The sequence below is a fragment of the Pseudomonas sp. zbq_18 genome (genome assembly GCF_043102245.1).
Classification (GTDB): domain Bacteria; phylum Pseudomonadota; class Gammaproteobacteria; order Pseudomonadales; family Pseudomonadaceae; genus Aquipseudomonas.
Window position 1 is genome coordinate 20,261 of sequence record NZ_JBICIT010000006.1, and the last position, 13,236, is coordinate 33,496.

The following is a 13,236-nucleotide window of genomic DNA, read 5'->3' on the forward strand; positions in this document are numbered from 1 at the left end:
GGCGTATTTGGCCGATCTGTTCGGGCAGTGGTGGCAGGGTGTTGAGCAGGCGTTGCAGGTCGACCACCAACAGCAGGGTGCCTTGGGCGCGATCGCTGCCCGGGCTGCGCAGGGGCGCGGCGCTGTAGACCAGCCAGCGCTCACCGATTTTGTAAGCCTCCATGGCTGGCGCCTGGCCGTTTTCCAGGCGACGGAGCATGTCCAGGGCGGCGAAGTTCATCGGCCCGCTGCGGCCGACGTCCAACACGGCGCGCCCAGGGCCATTCAAATGGGCGTCGACCACCCCTTGCCAGTGCTGCAGGCTGCGCTCGGCGGCGACAATTTGCTCGCGATCAGCGCTTTGCAGGGCGGCCAGCAGCGCAGGGTTGCTGGCGGCTGCCTGGGTGTCGGCCTGCAGTTGCTGCTGGGCCTGCTGCAGGGCATTGGCCTGGCTGCTGCCCCAGGCCTGCACCAGTGCCTGCTGCTGTTGCTGCTCATGGCCACCGAGGGTGATGGCCAGCAGCACCCCGGCAAGCACTATCCCGCCAAGGGCCGCCAGGGCGCCAGGCAACAGCGCCTGTTGGTCATTACCGGTTTTGCTGGTTGGCTGCTCTACCGGGGCGGAAATCGGCTGCTGTTTTTCCTTGCTGCGCTTCGACAGTTTCACGCGTGGTCTCCCTGGGCAATGCGTTCCGTGACTCAGTGGCTGCCGGAATGGCCAAATCCGCCGGCACCGCGTTGACTGGCGTCGAACTCTTCGACCAGTTCAAAATGTGCCTGCACGATCGGTACCAGTACCAGTTGGGCAATGCGTTCGCCCACGGCGATGTTGAAGGCCGTCTGGCCGCGGTTCCAGCACGACACCATCAGCTCGCCCTGGTAGTCGGAGTCGATCAGGCCGACCAGGTTGCCGAGTACCACGCCATGCTTGTGGCCCAGGCCGGAACGCGGCAGCACTAGAGCGGCCAGACTCGGGTCGGCGATGTAGATCGATAGACCGGTCGGGATCAGCAGGGTCTGCCCCGGTTCCAGCACGGTGTCTTCCTTGAGCATGGCGCGCAGGTCGAGACCGGCCGAGCCGGGGGTGGCGTACTGTGGCAGGGGGAAGTCGCTGCCCAGGCGTGGGTCGAGAATCTTGGCTTGCAGTGCGTGCATGTAAGGCCTTTGGCGTCAGTGGATCAGGTGCTCGCGAGGCGCTCGGCAATGAATGCCACCAGTTGGCGGGCGATCTTGCTCTTGCTGGTCTGGGCGAAGGGGGTGGCCTGCAACGCGCGGTCGATTACGGTGATGGCGTTCTCTTCGCTGTTGAAGCCGATGGTTGGGTTGGCCACGTCGTTGGCGACGATCAGGTCGAGGTTCTTGTCCTTCAGCTTGCGCGCAGCATAGTCCAGCAGGTGTTCGGTTTCTGCGGCAAAGCCCACGCTGAACGGACGATCTGCGCGCCCGGCAATGGTGGCGAGGATGTCCGGGTTGCGCACCAACTGCAGCAGTAGGCCTTCGCCAGTGGTGGGGTCTTTCTTCATCTTCTGTGGGGCGACCACTTCCGGACGGTAGTCAGCGACAGCGGCGGAGGCGATCAGCAGGTCGCAGGGCATGGCCGCTTCGCAGGCGGCGAGCATATCGCGGGCGCTGACCACGTCGATGCGGTTGACCCGATCCGGTGTCGGCAGATGCACCGGGCCGGTGACCAGGGTTACCTTGGCGCCCGCTTCCACGGCAGCCTCGGCCAGGGCGAAGCCCATCTTGCCGGAGCTGTGGTTGGTGATGTAACGCACCGGGTCGATGTTTTCCTGGGTCGGGCCGGCGGTGATCAGTACGTGCTTGCCGGTCAGGGCCTGCCACTGGAAGCAGTCGGCGGCACGCTGCGCCAGCTCGTCGGCCTCCAGCATGCGCCCCGGGCCGACATCGCCGCAGGCCTGGCTGCCGGCGGCTGGGCCAAACAGGTGGTAGCCGCGCTTGGCCAGGGTCTCGGCGTTGGCTTGTGTGGCAGCATCGCGCCACATGGCCTGGTTCATTGCCGGCGCCAGAGCGACCTGGGCGTCGGTGGCCAGTACCAGTGTGCTCAGCAGGTCGTCGGCCACGCCCTGAGCCAGGCGCGCCATGATGTCGGCGGTGGCGGGGGCGATCAGTACCAGATCGGCCCACTTGGCCAGCTCGATATGGCCCATCGCGGCTTCGGCAGCCGGGTCGAGCAGATCGAGATGGACGGGGTGGCCGGACAGGGCCTGGAGGGTCAGCGGTGTGATGAACTCGCGGCCGCCGCGGGTCATGACCACATGGACATCGGCCCCTTGGTCGCGCAGGCGGCGAACCAGTTCCGCGCTTTTGTAAGCGGCGATGCCGCCGCCGACGCCCAGGACGATGCGTTTCCGATACAGCCGCTGCATAGGCCTGCCTTTAATAGTGTGGTGTGGATAGCAACGCGATGCGACACCTCCCCAGGCCAGCCATCGCGGCAAAAAAAGCCGGGTTAAGATAGCACAGGGCCTGCGCCGGAACAGCGGGCCGACAGACAGGGAGATGTCATGAGCATACGCGATTGGCCTGCGGCGGAACGCCCGCGGGAGAAGCTGTTGGAGCAGGGGGCGGCGACGCTGAGCGACGCCGAGTTGCTGGCGATTTTCCTGCGTACCGGTGTGGCCGGGCAGAGTGCGGTGGATCTGGCGCGCCATCTGCTGAGCGACTTCGGTAGTTTGCGGGCTTTGCTGGAGGCGGATCTGGATTCGTTCAGTCAGCGTCTCGGTCTGGGCCCGGCCAAGTTCGCCCAGTTGCAGGCGGTGCTGGAGATGGCGCGGCGTCATCTAGCCGAGCGCCTGCGTCGAGACTCTGCCCTGGAGAGCCCTCAGGCGGTGCGCGACTACCTCAAGGCGCGCCTTCGCCATGAGCCCCATGAGGTGTTTGGTTGCCTGTTCCTCGATGCCAAGCACCGGGTGATCTGCTTTGAGGCACTGTTCTTCGGCTCCATCGACGGTGCCAGCGTCTATCCGCGCCAGGTGGTCAAGCGCGCGCTGTTCCACAACGCCGCGGCGGCGATTCTGGTGCACAACCATCCATCCGGGATCGCCGAACCGAGTCAGGCGGATCGTTTGCTGACCGAGCGGCTCAAGGAGGCGCTCGGTCTGATCGAGGTGCGCGTACTCGACCATTTCATCGTCGGCGACGGTGAGCCACTGTCCATGGCCGAGTACGGTTGGTGCTAGTCCAGTCGGACTTTCGAGAAGTCCTGGCGGCCGAACGGATTGGTCTGGTAACCCTCGACGCCCTGGCGTAGCAGGGCAAAGGCGGTGGGGTGGGCCAGCGGCAGCCACAGCGCCTGCTGCTGGATGATGGACTGGGCCTGCTGATACAGGGCCGTGCGTTGGTTCTGGTCGCTGGTGCGTTTACCTTCGGCGATCAGTTGGTCCAGTTTGTCGTTGCAGTAGCGGGCGAAGTTCAGGCCGGACTGCAGCGAGGCGCAGGCGAATTGTGGCGTGAGGAAATTGTCCGGGTCGCCGTTGTCGCCGGCCCAGCCCATGAACAGCAGGTCATGCTCGCCAGCCTTGGCGCGGCGGATCAGCTCGCCCCATTCGATCACGCGGATCTCGGCCTGAATACCCACTTTGGCCAAATCAGCCTGCAGCAGTTGTGCGCCCAGGGTTGGGTTGGGGTTGAGCAGACTGCCCGAGGGGCGGGTCCAGATGGTGGTCTGGAAACCATTCGCCAGGCCCGCTTCGGCCAGCAGCGCCTTGGCCTTGGACGGATCGTGGGCGTAGCCGGGCAGCTCCTCGGCATAGCTCCAGGTGTTGGGTGGGTACGGGCCGTTGGCGGCGCTGGCACTGCCCTCGAACACGGCTTGCAGGTAGCTGGCCTTGTCGAAGGCCAGGTTGATCGCCTGGCGCACCTGCGGCTTATCCAGCGGTGGATGCTGGCTGTTGAGCGCAACGAAGGCGGTCATGAAGGCCGGCGTCTCGCTGACCTGCAATGCGTCATCCTCGCGTGCCGCCTGCACGTCCAGTGGCTTGGGCGACAGCGCGATATGACATTCGCCGCGCTTGATCTTCTGCAGGCGCACGTTGGCGTCCGGGGTGATGGCGAAGACCAGGTTGTCGACGCCGGGCTTGCCGGCGAAATAGTCAGGGTTGGCCGTGTAGCGGATTACCGCATCCTTCTGAAAGCGCTTGAGCGCGAAGGGGCCGGTGCCCACGGGCTGGCTGTTGAGCTGTTCCGGGGTGCCGGCGGCCAGCAGCTGGTCGGCGTACTCGGCGGAATAGATAGAGGCGAACCCCATGCTCAGGGTGGCGAGGAAGGTTGCGTCGGGGTGCTTGAGGACGAAACGCACGCTCATCGGCGTAGGCGCCTCAATGCGCTCGATCAGGCTGGGCCACTGCATCGACTGGGCGTGCGGGTAGCCGCTGGTCGCCACCTTGTGCCAGGGGTGGCTCGGATCGAGCATGCGTTGGAAGCTGAACAGCACGTCGTTGGCATTCAGCTCGCGGCTCGGGGTGAACCATTCAGTGCGCTGGAACTTGACGCCGGGGCGCAGCTGGAAGATCCAGCTCAGGCCGTCGGCGGAGGCTTCCCAGTGTTCGGCCAGGCTGGGCACCAGCTGGCCAGCTGTGGCGTCATAGTCCACCAGGCGGTTCATCAGCACATCGGCCGAGGCGTTGGTGGTGGTCAGGGAGTTGTACTGCACCACGTCGAAACCGTCCGGACTGGCTTCGCTGCACACGCTGAGGGTGGCGGCCTGGCTCAGTAGCGGGGCGAGCAGCAGGGGTAGGGTGGCTAGGCGCATGGCGAGTCCTCCGATCATCGAGAGGCCTACCCTAGACCACGATGCTGGCGCGGACAATGAAATCCGGCGACGAGCGGTCTTTCTCTCTGCGGGCCGGAACGACGCAGCTCCTGGCGCGCAGGCCTTTTCGGTTCTCTATCTGTCCTTGCTAGGGGGTAGGTGTTCTGGTATAAAGCAGCGCTCTTTTCTAGGGGCCCGGCTCTGCGGTAACGCAAAACGCTGGTAAGACCTCCAAGAAACGCGGCGCTGAGCGCCAAATGACTATTGAGTTCAAGCGGCCAACCCATGCCGGGTTGGGCATGTGGTTTAGAGGGCTGAGGCATGTCGAGAGTCTGTCAAGTTACCGGTAAGGGTCCGGTAACCGGGAACAACATTTCCCACGCAAACAACAAAACCCGTCGTCGTTTCCTGCCGAACCTGCAGCACCATCGCTTCTGGGTCGAGTCCGAGAAGCGCTTCGTGCGTCTGCGCGTTTCCGCCAAGGGCATGCGTATCATCGACAAGCGCGGCATCGACGTAGTTCTGTCCGAACTGCGCGCCCGCGGCGAAAAGGTTTAAGGAGTCAATCATGCGTGAACTGATCCGTTTGGTGTCCAGCGCCGGTACCGGCCACTTCTACACCACCGACAAGAACAAGCGCACCACCCCGGACAAGATCGAGATCAAGAAATACGATCCGGTCGTCCGTAAGCACGTGACCTACAAGGAAGCCAAGATCAAGTAATTGATCCGGCCCTTGTGTGAAGAAACCCGCCTCGGCGGGTTTTTTCTTGCCCGCAGAAAAGTGAAGGCAAAAAAAGGCCCGCTGATAGGCGGGCCAACAGGGTGACGCAGGATCAAGACGGTGTGCGGATCACTCGGCCTTGGCTTCGAAGATCACGTAGACCTTGCGGCAAGGCTCCAGCACTTCCCAGGTGCCGGTGAGGCCGGCAGGAATGACGAAGCGGTCGCCGGCGCGCACGGTCTTGGCATTGCCGTCGGCATCGCGGATCACCGACACGCCCTGGAGAATCTCGCAGTACTCGTGTTCTGTGTAGTTGATGGTCCACTGGCCCACAGCGCCTTCCCAGATGCCGACGTTGAACTGTCCGCACGGGCTGCCATAGTGGTTGCGTACGCTCTGCTCGGGATCGCCCTTGAGGATTTTCTCGGCGGCCGGGCGATAGTGCTCCGGCGCGCTGCCGGCGGTGGCGAAGTCGACGATCTGGTCGATGTGCATGGCGATATCCTGTTGTTGTGAGGCAGGTTTGTGCCGCAGTCTATGTTTGATAAAACGAACATTCAAGGCGCTACGCTGCGCTCGTGTCAAAAATATTGAAAATCCAGCCTGCTCTGGTTTAGTGTTGCCTGCACGAAGGCCGGCTATCGGCCTGGCAGAATAATTGACAGTGCGTGTTGTCTATTTGCCACACGCTTTCACCGAGGATCTCCCGCATGACCACCCTGACCCGTGCCGACTGGGAACAGCGCGCCAAGAGCCTGCAGATTGAAGGCCGTGCCTTCATCCATGGCGAATACACCGAGGCGGTCGCCGCTGACACCTTCGAATGCATCAGCCCGGTCGATGGCCGCCTGCTCGGTCTGGTCGCGAGCTGCGATAGCGCTGACGCCGAGCTGGCGGTCAAGGACGCCCGCGCTACTTTCGAGTCCGGCGTGTGGTCGCGCCTGGCGCCGGTCAAGCGCAAGGAGATCATGATCCGTTTCGCTGACCTGATCGACGCGCATGCCGAAGAGCTGGCCCTGCTGGAAACCCTGGACATGGGCAAGCCGATCAGCGACTCGCTGAGCGTCGACGTGCCGGCAGCTTCGCGTGCCATCCGCTGGAGCGGCGAAGCGATCGACAAGATCTACGACGAAGTGGCCGCCACTGCGCACGACGAACTGGGCCTGGTCACCCGCGAGCCGGTTGGTGTGGTTGCTGCCATTGTGCCGTGGAACTTCCCCCTGCTGATGACCTGCTGGAAGCTCGGCCCGGCCCTGTCTACCGGCAACTCGGTCATCCTCAAGCCGTCCGAGAAGTCGCCGCTGACCGGTATCCGCATTGCTCAGCTGGCCATTGAGGCCGGCATTCCGGCAGGCGTGTTCAACGTCCTGCCGGGCTTCGGTCACACCGTGGGCAAGGCCCTGGCCCTGCATATGGACGTCGATACCCTGGTGTTCACCGGTTCGACCAAGATCGCCAAGCAGCTGATGGTCTACGCCGGCGAATCGAACATGAAGCGCGTGTGGCTGGAGGCCGGCGGCAAGAGCCCGAACATCGTCTTCGCCGACGCCCCGGACCTGCAGGCCGCTGCCGAAGGCGCCGCTGGCGCCATCGCCTTCAACCAGGGCGAAGTGTGCACTGCCGGTTCGCGCCTGCTGGTGGAAAACTCCATCAAGGACAAGTTCGTGCCGATGGTGGTCGAGGCGATCAAGGCCTGGAAGCCGGGCAACCCGCTGGACCCGGCGACCAACGTCGGTGCCCTGGTCGACACCACCCAGATGAACAACGTACTGGCCTACATCCAGGCCGGTCACGACGACGGCGCCAAGCTGGTGGCCGGCGGCAAGCGCGTGCTGGAAGAGACCGGCGGCACCTACGTCGAGCCGACCATCTTCGACGGCGTGACCAATGCCATGCGCATCGCCAGCGAAGAGATCTTCGGCCCGGTGCTGTCGGTGATCGGTTTCGACACCACTGAAGAAGCCGTGGCCATCGCCAACGACACCATCTACGGTCTGGCTGCCGGCGTCTGGACCAGCAACCTGTCCAAGGCGCACCTGGTCGGCAAGGCCCTGCGTGCCGGCAGCGTGTGGATCAACCAGTACGACATGGGTGACATGACCGCGCCGTTCGGCGGCTTCAAGCAGTCCGGCAACGGCCGCGACAAGTCGCTGCACGCCTTCGACAAGTACACCGAGATCAAGTCCACCTGGATCAAGCTGTAAGCATCGATTGACGGGCGCTGCGGCGCCTGAAGGTCCGCCCTTCGGGGCCGGCTCCCTGTGAGCCACACCTGCGGCCGGGTTTCCTTGGGGAAGCCTGGCCGTTTTGCTTTGCCGCAAAGGATTCTGGCTATGCGTTGGGGTACCTATTTCGCGGTCTGTGCCGCGGTGATCAGTATCGGTCTAGCATTGGGCGTGACCATGCCATTGGTGTCGTTGCGCCTGGAAAGCTGGGGCTATGGCAACTTCGCGATCGGCGTCATGGCGGCGACCCCGGCGATTGGCGTACTGCTCGGCGCCCTGCTGGCGGGGCGCCTGGCTGGGCGTTTTGGCACCACCCTGGTGATGCAGTTGTGCCTGCTGCTCGGCGCAGTGTCGGTGGCGCTGCTGGCGCTCGTGCAGCACTACCCGGTTTGGCTGGGGCTGCGTCTGTTCCTCGGTGTGGCGTTGACGGTGGTGTTCATCCTTGGCGAAAGCTGGATCAACCAGTTGGCGGTGGAACAGTGGCGGGGCCGTCTGGTGGCGCTGTATGGCACGGGCTATGCGCTGAGTCAGCTCTCCGGGCCGCTGTTGCTCAGTGTGCTGGGAACCGGCAATGACCTGGGTTTCTGGACGGGTACGGGCCTGCTGATCTTCGGTTCCCTGGTGCTGCTGGGGCGCAGCGGGGCGCCCCGGGTCGATGCACATAGCGCTTCCGGGCGTGGACTGTGGGGGTTTTGTACGCGTTTGCCGACCATTGCCTGGGCGGTGATGCTGTTCGCGGCCTTCGAGGCGATGATGCTGACTTTGCTGCCGATCTACGGCTTGCGTGAAGGCTTCACCCAGGAAGTGGCGTTACTGATGGTCAGTGTGGTGGTGGTGGGCGATGCCGTACTGCAACTGCCCATTGGTTGGCTGGCGGACCATATGTCGCGGCGAACCCTGTTCCGCAGTTGCGGCCTGGTGTTGCTGGCTTCCAGCCTGGCAATACCACTGCTGCTGCATACGCCACTGATCTGGCCGCTGTGGGTGCTGTTCGGGGCTAGCGCTGGCGGCCTGTTCACGCTGTCGCTAATTCTGATTGGCGAGCTGTACCGTGACGATGAGCTGGTTCGGGCCAATGCCCATGTTTCGCAGCTCTGGGGGCTTGGTTGCCTGATCGGCCCGCTGCTCACCGGGGCGCTGAGCCAGTGGTTGACTGGCCATGCGCTGCCGCTGCTGATGGCGGTGGGGGCGGCCGTTTTTGTCTGGTTGACCTATCGACGTCCCGAGATCGCGGCCGACCCTCAGGTGCAGGGCGGTTAGTTCGCATTTTCCAGCAGGCGCCTGGCGGTCTCGCCGACCAGACGCACGGCCTGTTCGATGCTGGCGTCGGGCGGCGCGGCGTAGTTCAGGCGCAGGCAGTTGCGGAACTTGCCGGAGGCGGAAAAGATGCTGCCGGTGGCCACTTGCACACCCTGTGGCTGCAGCTCGCGGTTGAGGCGGTGGCTGTCGAAGTGTTCGGGCAGCTCCAGCCAGAGCATGAAGCTGCCCTGCGGCTGGCTGATCTTCACTGAGTTCGGGAAGTAGCGGCTCACCCAGTCGATCATGATGTCGCGGCTGCGCTGGTATTGCGCGCGCATGCGCCGCAGGTGCGGCTCGTAGTGGCCGCCGGCGATGAATTCGGCCAGCGCCAGCTGCGGCAGCTGGGCGGTGGAGCCGGTGCCCATGTACTTCATGTGCAGCACCCGCTCGCGGTAGCGGCCGGGGGCGATCCAGCCGATGCGCAGGCCGGGCGCCAGGGTCTTGGAAAAGGAGCTGCACAGCAGCACGCGGCCATCTTCGTCGAACGACTTGATGGTGCGCGGGCGCGGGTAGCGGTAGGCCAGCTCGCCGTACACATCGTCCTCGATGATCGCCACGTCATAGCGTTGGGCCAGGGTCAGCAGGGCGCGCTTGTTGGCCTCCGGCATGATGTAGCCGAGCGGGTTGTTGCAGGTCGGGGTGAGCTGGATGGCCTTGATCGGCCACTGCTCCAGGGCCAGCTGCAAGGCTTGCAGGTTGATCCCGGTGAGCGGGTCGCTGGGCAGTTCCAGGGCCTTCATGCCGAAGCCCTTGAGTGCCTGCATCACGCCGTGAAAGCTCGGCGAGTCCACCGCGACGATGTCGCCAGGCTCGCAGATGGCGCGGATCGCCGCCGACAGTGCTTCGTGGCAGCCGGTGGTGATGACGATCTCATCGGCGCCGATATGGCAGCCGGAGTCCAGCAGCAGGCGCGAGACCTGCTCGCGCAGGCCGCGATCACCGTAGATGCTGCCGTAAGTCAGGCCGCGCAGGTCCTGGCGCCGGCTTAGGCGCGACAGCGAGCGCAGCAGAGGCTTGAGGGTCGGACTGCTGATATCCGGGCGGCCGCGGCCCAGCTGGATCATGCGCTCGTCCGGAGCGCTGCCGATCTGTTCCAGCACCTGATCCCACTGGGAGATCTCGACCGGGCGCTGCACGGTGTGATTGACCTCGGGCAGTGCGGGGGCATGGCGGCTGGCCGGTACGAAATAGCCGGATTTGGGGCGTGGTGTGGCCAGGCCCCGATCTTCCAGTTGGCGATAGGCCTGCTGCACGGTGCTCAGGCTGACACCGTGCTCCTGGCTGAGGGCGCGTACCGAGGGCAGGCGGTCGCCGGGGCGATAAAGCCCTTGTTCGATGCGCTCGCCGAGTATCTCGGCGAGATGGCGGTAGAGCATGTCCGGTTCCGTTGACCATACAGATGCAGAGAAAAATCAGGATTCAGATGGGGCTCTACGCGATCTGTATGGCTGAAAAGACCATTTCTTGAATCTGTATCCTGATTTCAGCGTTCTGCATCATGGCTCTCCATCCAGGTAGCTGCAAGGAGAGAGTCATGTCGCCCCCCTACGAGCGTAATGAGGAGCTGGTGCCGCAGCTTGGCGCAGGCAAGGCGAGCCTGCTGGCCAGTGCGTTGATGCTGCTGGGGCATTGGCGGGCCTTCTCCCGGCGGCTGAGTTCTCGCAGGGGGCTGCTGCGCCTGAGCGACGAGCAGCTGCGGGATATCGGCCTGACCCGGGCCCAGGCGCTCGGCGAGGCCGAGCGCCCGTTCTGGACCCTGTGGCGGGACTGAGCGTCAGACCAGGCCGAGCGCTTCCTTGAGGCGATACCAGCCCATGCCCAGAGCCAGCAGTGGCGAGCGGAAGTAGCGGCCGCCGGGAAAGGTCATGTGCGGTACCTTGTCGAACAGTTCGAACTGGCCGCCGCTCTGGCCGGCGATGGCCTCGGCCAGCAGTTTGCCGGCCAGGTGGGTGGCGTTGACGCCGTGGCCGGCGTAGGCCTGGGCGTGGAACACGTTGGGCTTGTCTTTCAGGCGGCCGATTTGCGGCAGGCGGTTGGCGCCGATGCCGATCATGCCGCCCCACTGGAAGTCGATGCGCACGTCGGCCAGTTCCGGGAAGACTTTCAGCATTTTCGGCCGCATGTAGGCGGCGATGTCTGCCGGATCGCGCCCGGAATAGTGACAGGCGCCGCCGAACAGCAGGCGGTTGTCGGCGGACAGGCGGTAATAGTCCAGTGCCACACGCTGGTCGCACAGCGCCATGTTCTGCGGGATCAGCTTGCGTGCGCGCTCCGCGCCCAGTGGCTCGGTGGCGATCACATAGCTGCCGGCCGGCAGCACCTTGCCACCCAGGGTCGGGTCGAGGCCGTTGAGGTAGGCATTGCAGGCCAGCACCAGGTTCTTCGCCCGCACCACGCCCTGGGCGGTATGTACCTTGACCTCGGGGCCGTGGTCGATGCGAGTGACAGGCGAATGCTCGAACAGCTTCACGCCCAGCGACAGCGCGGCGGTCGCTTCGCCGAGGGCCAGGTTGAGCGGGTGCAGGTGGCCGGAGCCCATGTCGATCATGCCGCCGCAGTACTGGTTGGAACCGACCACTTCGTGCATCTGGCCGGGTTGCAGCAGGCGCAACTCGTGGCGATAGCCCAGGCTTTCCAGCTCGGCCTTGTCTTCGGCGAAGCCTTCCAGATGGGCCGGCTTGTTGGCCAGGTCGCAGTAGCCCCAGGTCAGGTCGCAGTCGATCTGGAACTCCTCGACGCGCTGGCGAACCATCTCCACGGCCTCCAGGCCCATCAGCTTGAGCTGACGCACGCCATCGCTGCCAATCACGTTCTCGAATTGTTCGACACCATGGCCGACGCCGCGAATCAGCTGGCCGCCGTTGCGGCCGCTGGCGCCCCAGCCGATCAGGTGGGCCTCCAGCAGGACGACCGACAGGCCCTTTTTGGCCAGTTCGATGGCGGTATTGAGGCCGGTGAAACCGCCGCCGACGATGCACACATCGGCGACCTGTTCGCCCCGCAGGGGCGGCTGCGCCAGCTGACGGTTGACCGTGGCCGCGTAGTAGGAGGCGGCATGTTGGTCACTGTGTACGGGCTGGTTGAGCCGGGCGTTCATGTGCGAAATCCTGAGTGAGGTGTTGTTAAAATTTAACGCAGGATAAGCGCGGCTCGCGGGGCTCGCCAAGAGGCTGGCGGGAAAAACTGTCGTCCCTCTCCTTGAATGCGACCGCTGGAGCCCGTCGAATACACATGTGCACATGTCGTGTCGGAGTTACACATGAGTTGCATTAATCGCCAGATCAGTTACCTGCGGCGGCAGATCCCGGGGTTCGCCTGCGAGCCGGGCTGTCACGATTGCTGCGGTCCGGTCACGGCCTCCGCGGAGGAGCTGGCGCGCCTGCCGGTCAAGAGCGTGGCCGAGCACGATGCGGCGCTGGCCGGATTCAACTGTGTGCACCTCGGGCCGCAGGGGTGCACGGTGTATGAGGAGCGACCGCTGATCTGCCGCCTGTTCGGCACGACGCCGAGCTTGCCATGCCCGCGCGGGCGCGGGCCTGAAGAGCCGGTGGCGGCTGAGGTCGAGCAGCAGGTGCACCGTTTGATTGCCAGTACCCGCCAGCGCCTGGTCTAGCCAGGCCGCGAGCCTCACTCGGGCAGCGGCAGGGTCAGCGACTCCTTCACTTCCTCCATGACGATATAGCTCTTCGACTCGCGCACATGTGGCAGCTTGAGCAGGATGTCACCGAGCAGCTTGCGGTAGCTGGCCATTTCGTTGATGCGTGCCTTTACCAGATAGTCGAAGTCGCCGGACACCAGGTGGCACTCCAGCACGTGCGGCAGCTTGAGCACGGCGCGGCGAAACTCCTCGAAGGTATCGCCGGACTTGTAGTCCAGACTGATCTCGACGAACACCAGCAGGCTGGCTTTGAGCTGCTGCGGATTGAGGCGGGCGTGGTAGCCCATGATGATCCCCTCGCGCTCCAGACGCCGGACCCGCTCGGTGCAGGGCGTGGTGGACAGGCCAACCCGCTCGCCCAGCTCGGTGAAGCTGATGCGGCCATCCTCCTGCAGGATGCGCAGGATGTTGCGGTCGATCTTGTCCAGTTCGCGGCGGCTCTGATGTTGGGTGCGCATGGGGGAAAGTCTCTGGTTGGGCGCATCATGCGCCGGAGTTCATCGGCCAATATAGCTTCGGGTATGGCGAAAAACACTGCGGCAGATCAGCTCCGTCTGCCGTTCTTCAGTGTCGCACGATG

At 64.4% G+C, this 13,236-nt stretch carries 14 protein-coding genes; 7 read left to right on the forward strand and 7 right to left on the reverse strand.

The window, feature by feature from the left end; genetic code table 11:
- Positions 1 to 678 precede the first annotated feature (678 nt).
- Both dut and coaBC read right to left on the reverse strand, forming a co-directional pair.
- On the reverse strand, positions 679 to 1,134 hold the full coding sequence (gene dut / locus ACF8C6_RS04545; protein WP_392498203.1) for a dUTP diphosphatase: 456 nt from the start codon (positions 1,132 to 1,134) through the stop codon (positions 679 to 681).
- Positions 1,135 to 1,157: 23 nt separating this feature from the next.
- Positions 1,158 to 2,366, reverse strand: a complete 1,209-nt coding sequence (gene coaBC / locus ACF8C6_RS04550; RefSeq protein WP_392498204.1) for a bifunctional phosphopantothenoylcysteine decarboxylase/phosphopantothenate--cysteine ligase CoaBC — start codon at positions 2,364 to 2,366, stop codon at positions 1,158 to 1,160.
- A 138-nt stretch (positions 2,367 to 2,504) separates the two neighbouring features.
- Between coaBC and radC the strand changes: the two genes are divergently transcribed.
- On the forward strand, positions 2,505 to 3,179 hold the full coding sequence (gene radC, locus ACF8C6_RS04555) for a DNA repair protein RadC (RefSeq protein ID WP_392498205.1): 675 nt from the start codon (positions 2,505 to 2,507) through the stop codon (positions 3,177 to 3,179).
- On the opposite strand, the gene ACF8C6_RS04560 is transcribed toward radC, so the two are convergent.
- On the reverse strand, positions 3,176 to 4,750 hold the full coding sequence (locus tag ACF8C6_RS04560) for an ABC transporter substrate-binding protein (RefSeq protein WP_392498206.1): 1,575 nt from the start codon (positions 4,748 to 4,750) through the stop codon (positions 3,176 to 3,178). The two genes, radC and ACF8C6_RS04560, sit on opposite strands and share 4 nt — an antisense overlap.
- A 321-nt stretch (positions 4,751 to 5,071) precedes the next feature.
- Here ACF8C6_RS04560 and rpmB point away from each other — a divergent pair, with 321 nt between their 5' ends.
- Both rpmB and rpmG read left to right on the forward strand, forming a co-directional pair.
- Entirely contained in the window at positions 5,072 to 5,308 is a 237-nt protein-coding gene (gene rpmB, locus ACF8C6_RS04565; protein ID WP_039806568.1) for a 50S ribosomal protein L28, read from the forward strand.
- Between the two features lie 10 nt (positions 5,309 to 5,318).
- On the forward strand, positions 5,319 to 5,474 hold the full coding sequence (rpmG, locus tag ACF8C6_RS04570) for a 50S ribosomal protein L33 (protein ID WP_021702025.1): 156 nt from the start codon (positions 5,319 to 5,321) through the stop codon (positions 5,472 to 5,474).
- 129 nt (positions 5,475 to 5,603) lie between these two features.
- Here the strand turns inward: rpmG and ACF8C6_RS04575 are convergent, their stop codons facing one another.
- Positions 5,604 to 5,969, reverse strand: coding sequence for a cupin domain-containing protein (locus tag ACF8C6_RS04575; RefSeq protein ID WP_392498207.1), 366 nt, complete (start codon positions 5,967 to 5,969; stop codon positions 5,604 to 5,606).
- Between the two features lie 215 nt (positions 5,970 to 6,184).
- On the opposite strand from ACF8C6_RS04575, the gene ACF8C6_RS04580 reads away from it, so the two are divergent.
- Both ACF8C6_RS04580 and ACF8C6_RS04585 read left to right on the forward strand, forming a co-directional pair.
- Positions 6,185 to 7,678, forward strand: coding sequence for an aldehyde dehydrogenase (locus ACF8C6_RS04580; protein ID WP_392498208.1), 1,494 nt, complete (start codon positions 6,185 to 6,187; stop codon positions 7,676 to 7,678).
- Between the two features lie 129 nt (positions 7,679 to 7,807).
- Positions 7,808 to 8,959, forward strand: coding sequence for an MFS transporter (locus ACF8C6_RS04585; protein WP_392498209.1), 1,152 nt, complete (start codon positions 7,808 to 7,810; stop codon positions 8,957 to 8,959).
- Here ACF8C6_RS04585 and ACF8C6_RS04590 read toward each other — a convergent pair.
- On the reverse strand, positions 8,956 to 10,374 hold the full coding sequence (locus ACF8C6_RS04590) for a PLP-dependent aminotransferase family protein (RefSeq protein ID WP_392498210.1): 1,419 nt from the start codon (positions 10,372 to 10,374) through the stop codon (positions 8,956 to 8,958). The two genes, ACF8C6_RS04585 and ACF8C6_RS04590, sit on opposite strands and share 4 nt — an antisense overlap.
- A 158-nt stretch (positions 10,375 to 10,532) precedes the next feature.
- Between ACF8C6_RS04590 and ACF8C6_RS04595 the strand changes: the two genes are divergently transcribed.
- Entirely contained in the window at positions 10,533 to 10,769 is a 237-nt protein-coding gene (locus ACF8C6_RS04595) for a DUF1127 domain-containing protein (protein ID WP_392498211.1), read from the forward strand.
- 3 nt (positions 10,770 to 10,772) lie between these two features.
- On the opposite strand, the gene ACF8C6_RS04600 is transcribed toward ACF8C6_RS04595, so the two are convergent.
- Positions 10,773 to 12,095, reverse strand: a complete 1,323-nt coding sequence (locus ACF8C6_RS04600; RefSeq protein WP_392498212.1) for an NAD(P)/FAD-dependent oxidoreductase — start codon at positions 12,093 to 12,095, stop codon at positions 10,773 to 10,775.
- Positions 12,096 to 12,257: 162 nt separating this feature from the next.
- Here ACF8C6_RS04600 and ACF8C6_RS04605 point away from each other — a divergent pair, with 162 nt between their 5' ends.
- Positions 12,258 to 12,611 carry a YkgJ family cysteine cluster protein gene (locus ACF8C6_RS04605; RefSeq protein WP_392498213.1) on the forward strand — a complete coding sequence of 118 codons (354 nt, stop codon included), beginning with the start codon at positions 12,258 to 12,260 and terminating at the stop codon, positions 12,609 to 12,611.
- Positions 12,612 to 12,625: 14 nt separating this feature from the next.
- Here the strand turns inward: ACF8C6_RS04605 and dadR are convergent, their stop codons facing one another.
- Positions 12,626 to 13,114 carry a transcriptional regulator DadR gene (gene dadR / locus ACF8C6_RS04610; RefSeq protein WP_277688071.1) on the reverse strand — a complete coding sequence of 163 codons (489 nt, stop codon included), beginning with the start codon at positions 13,112 to 13,114 and terminating at the stop codon, positions 12,626 to 12,628.
- Positions 13,115 to 13,236 lie beyond the last annotated feature (122 nt).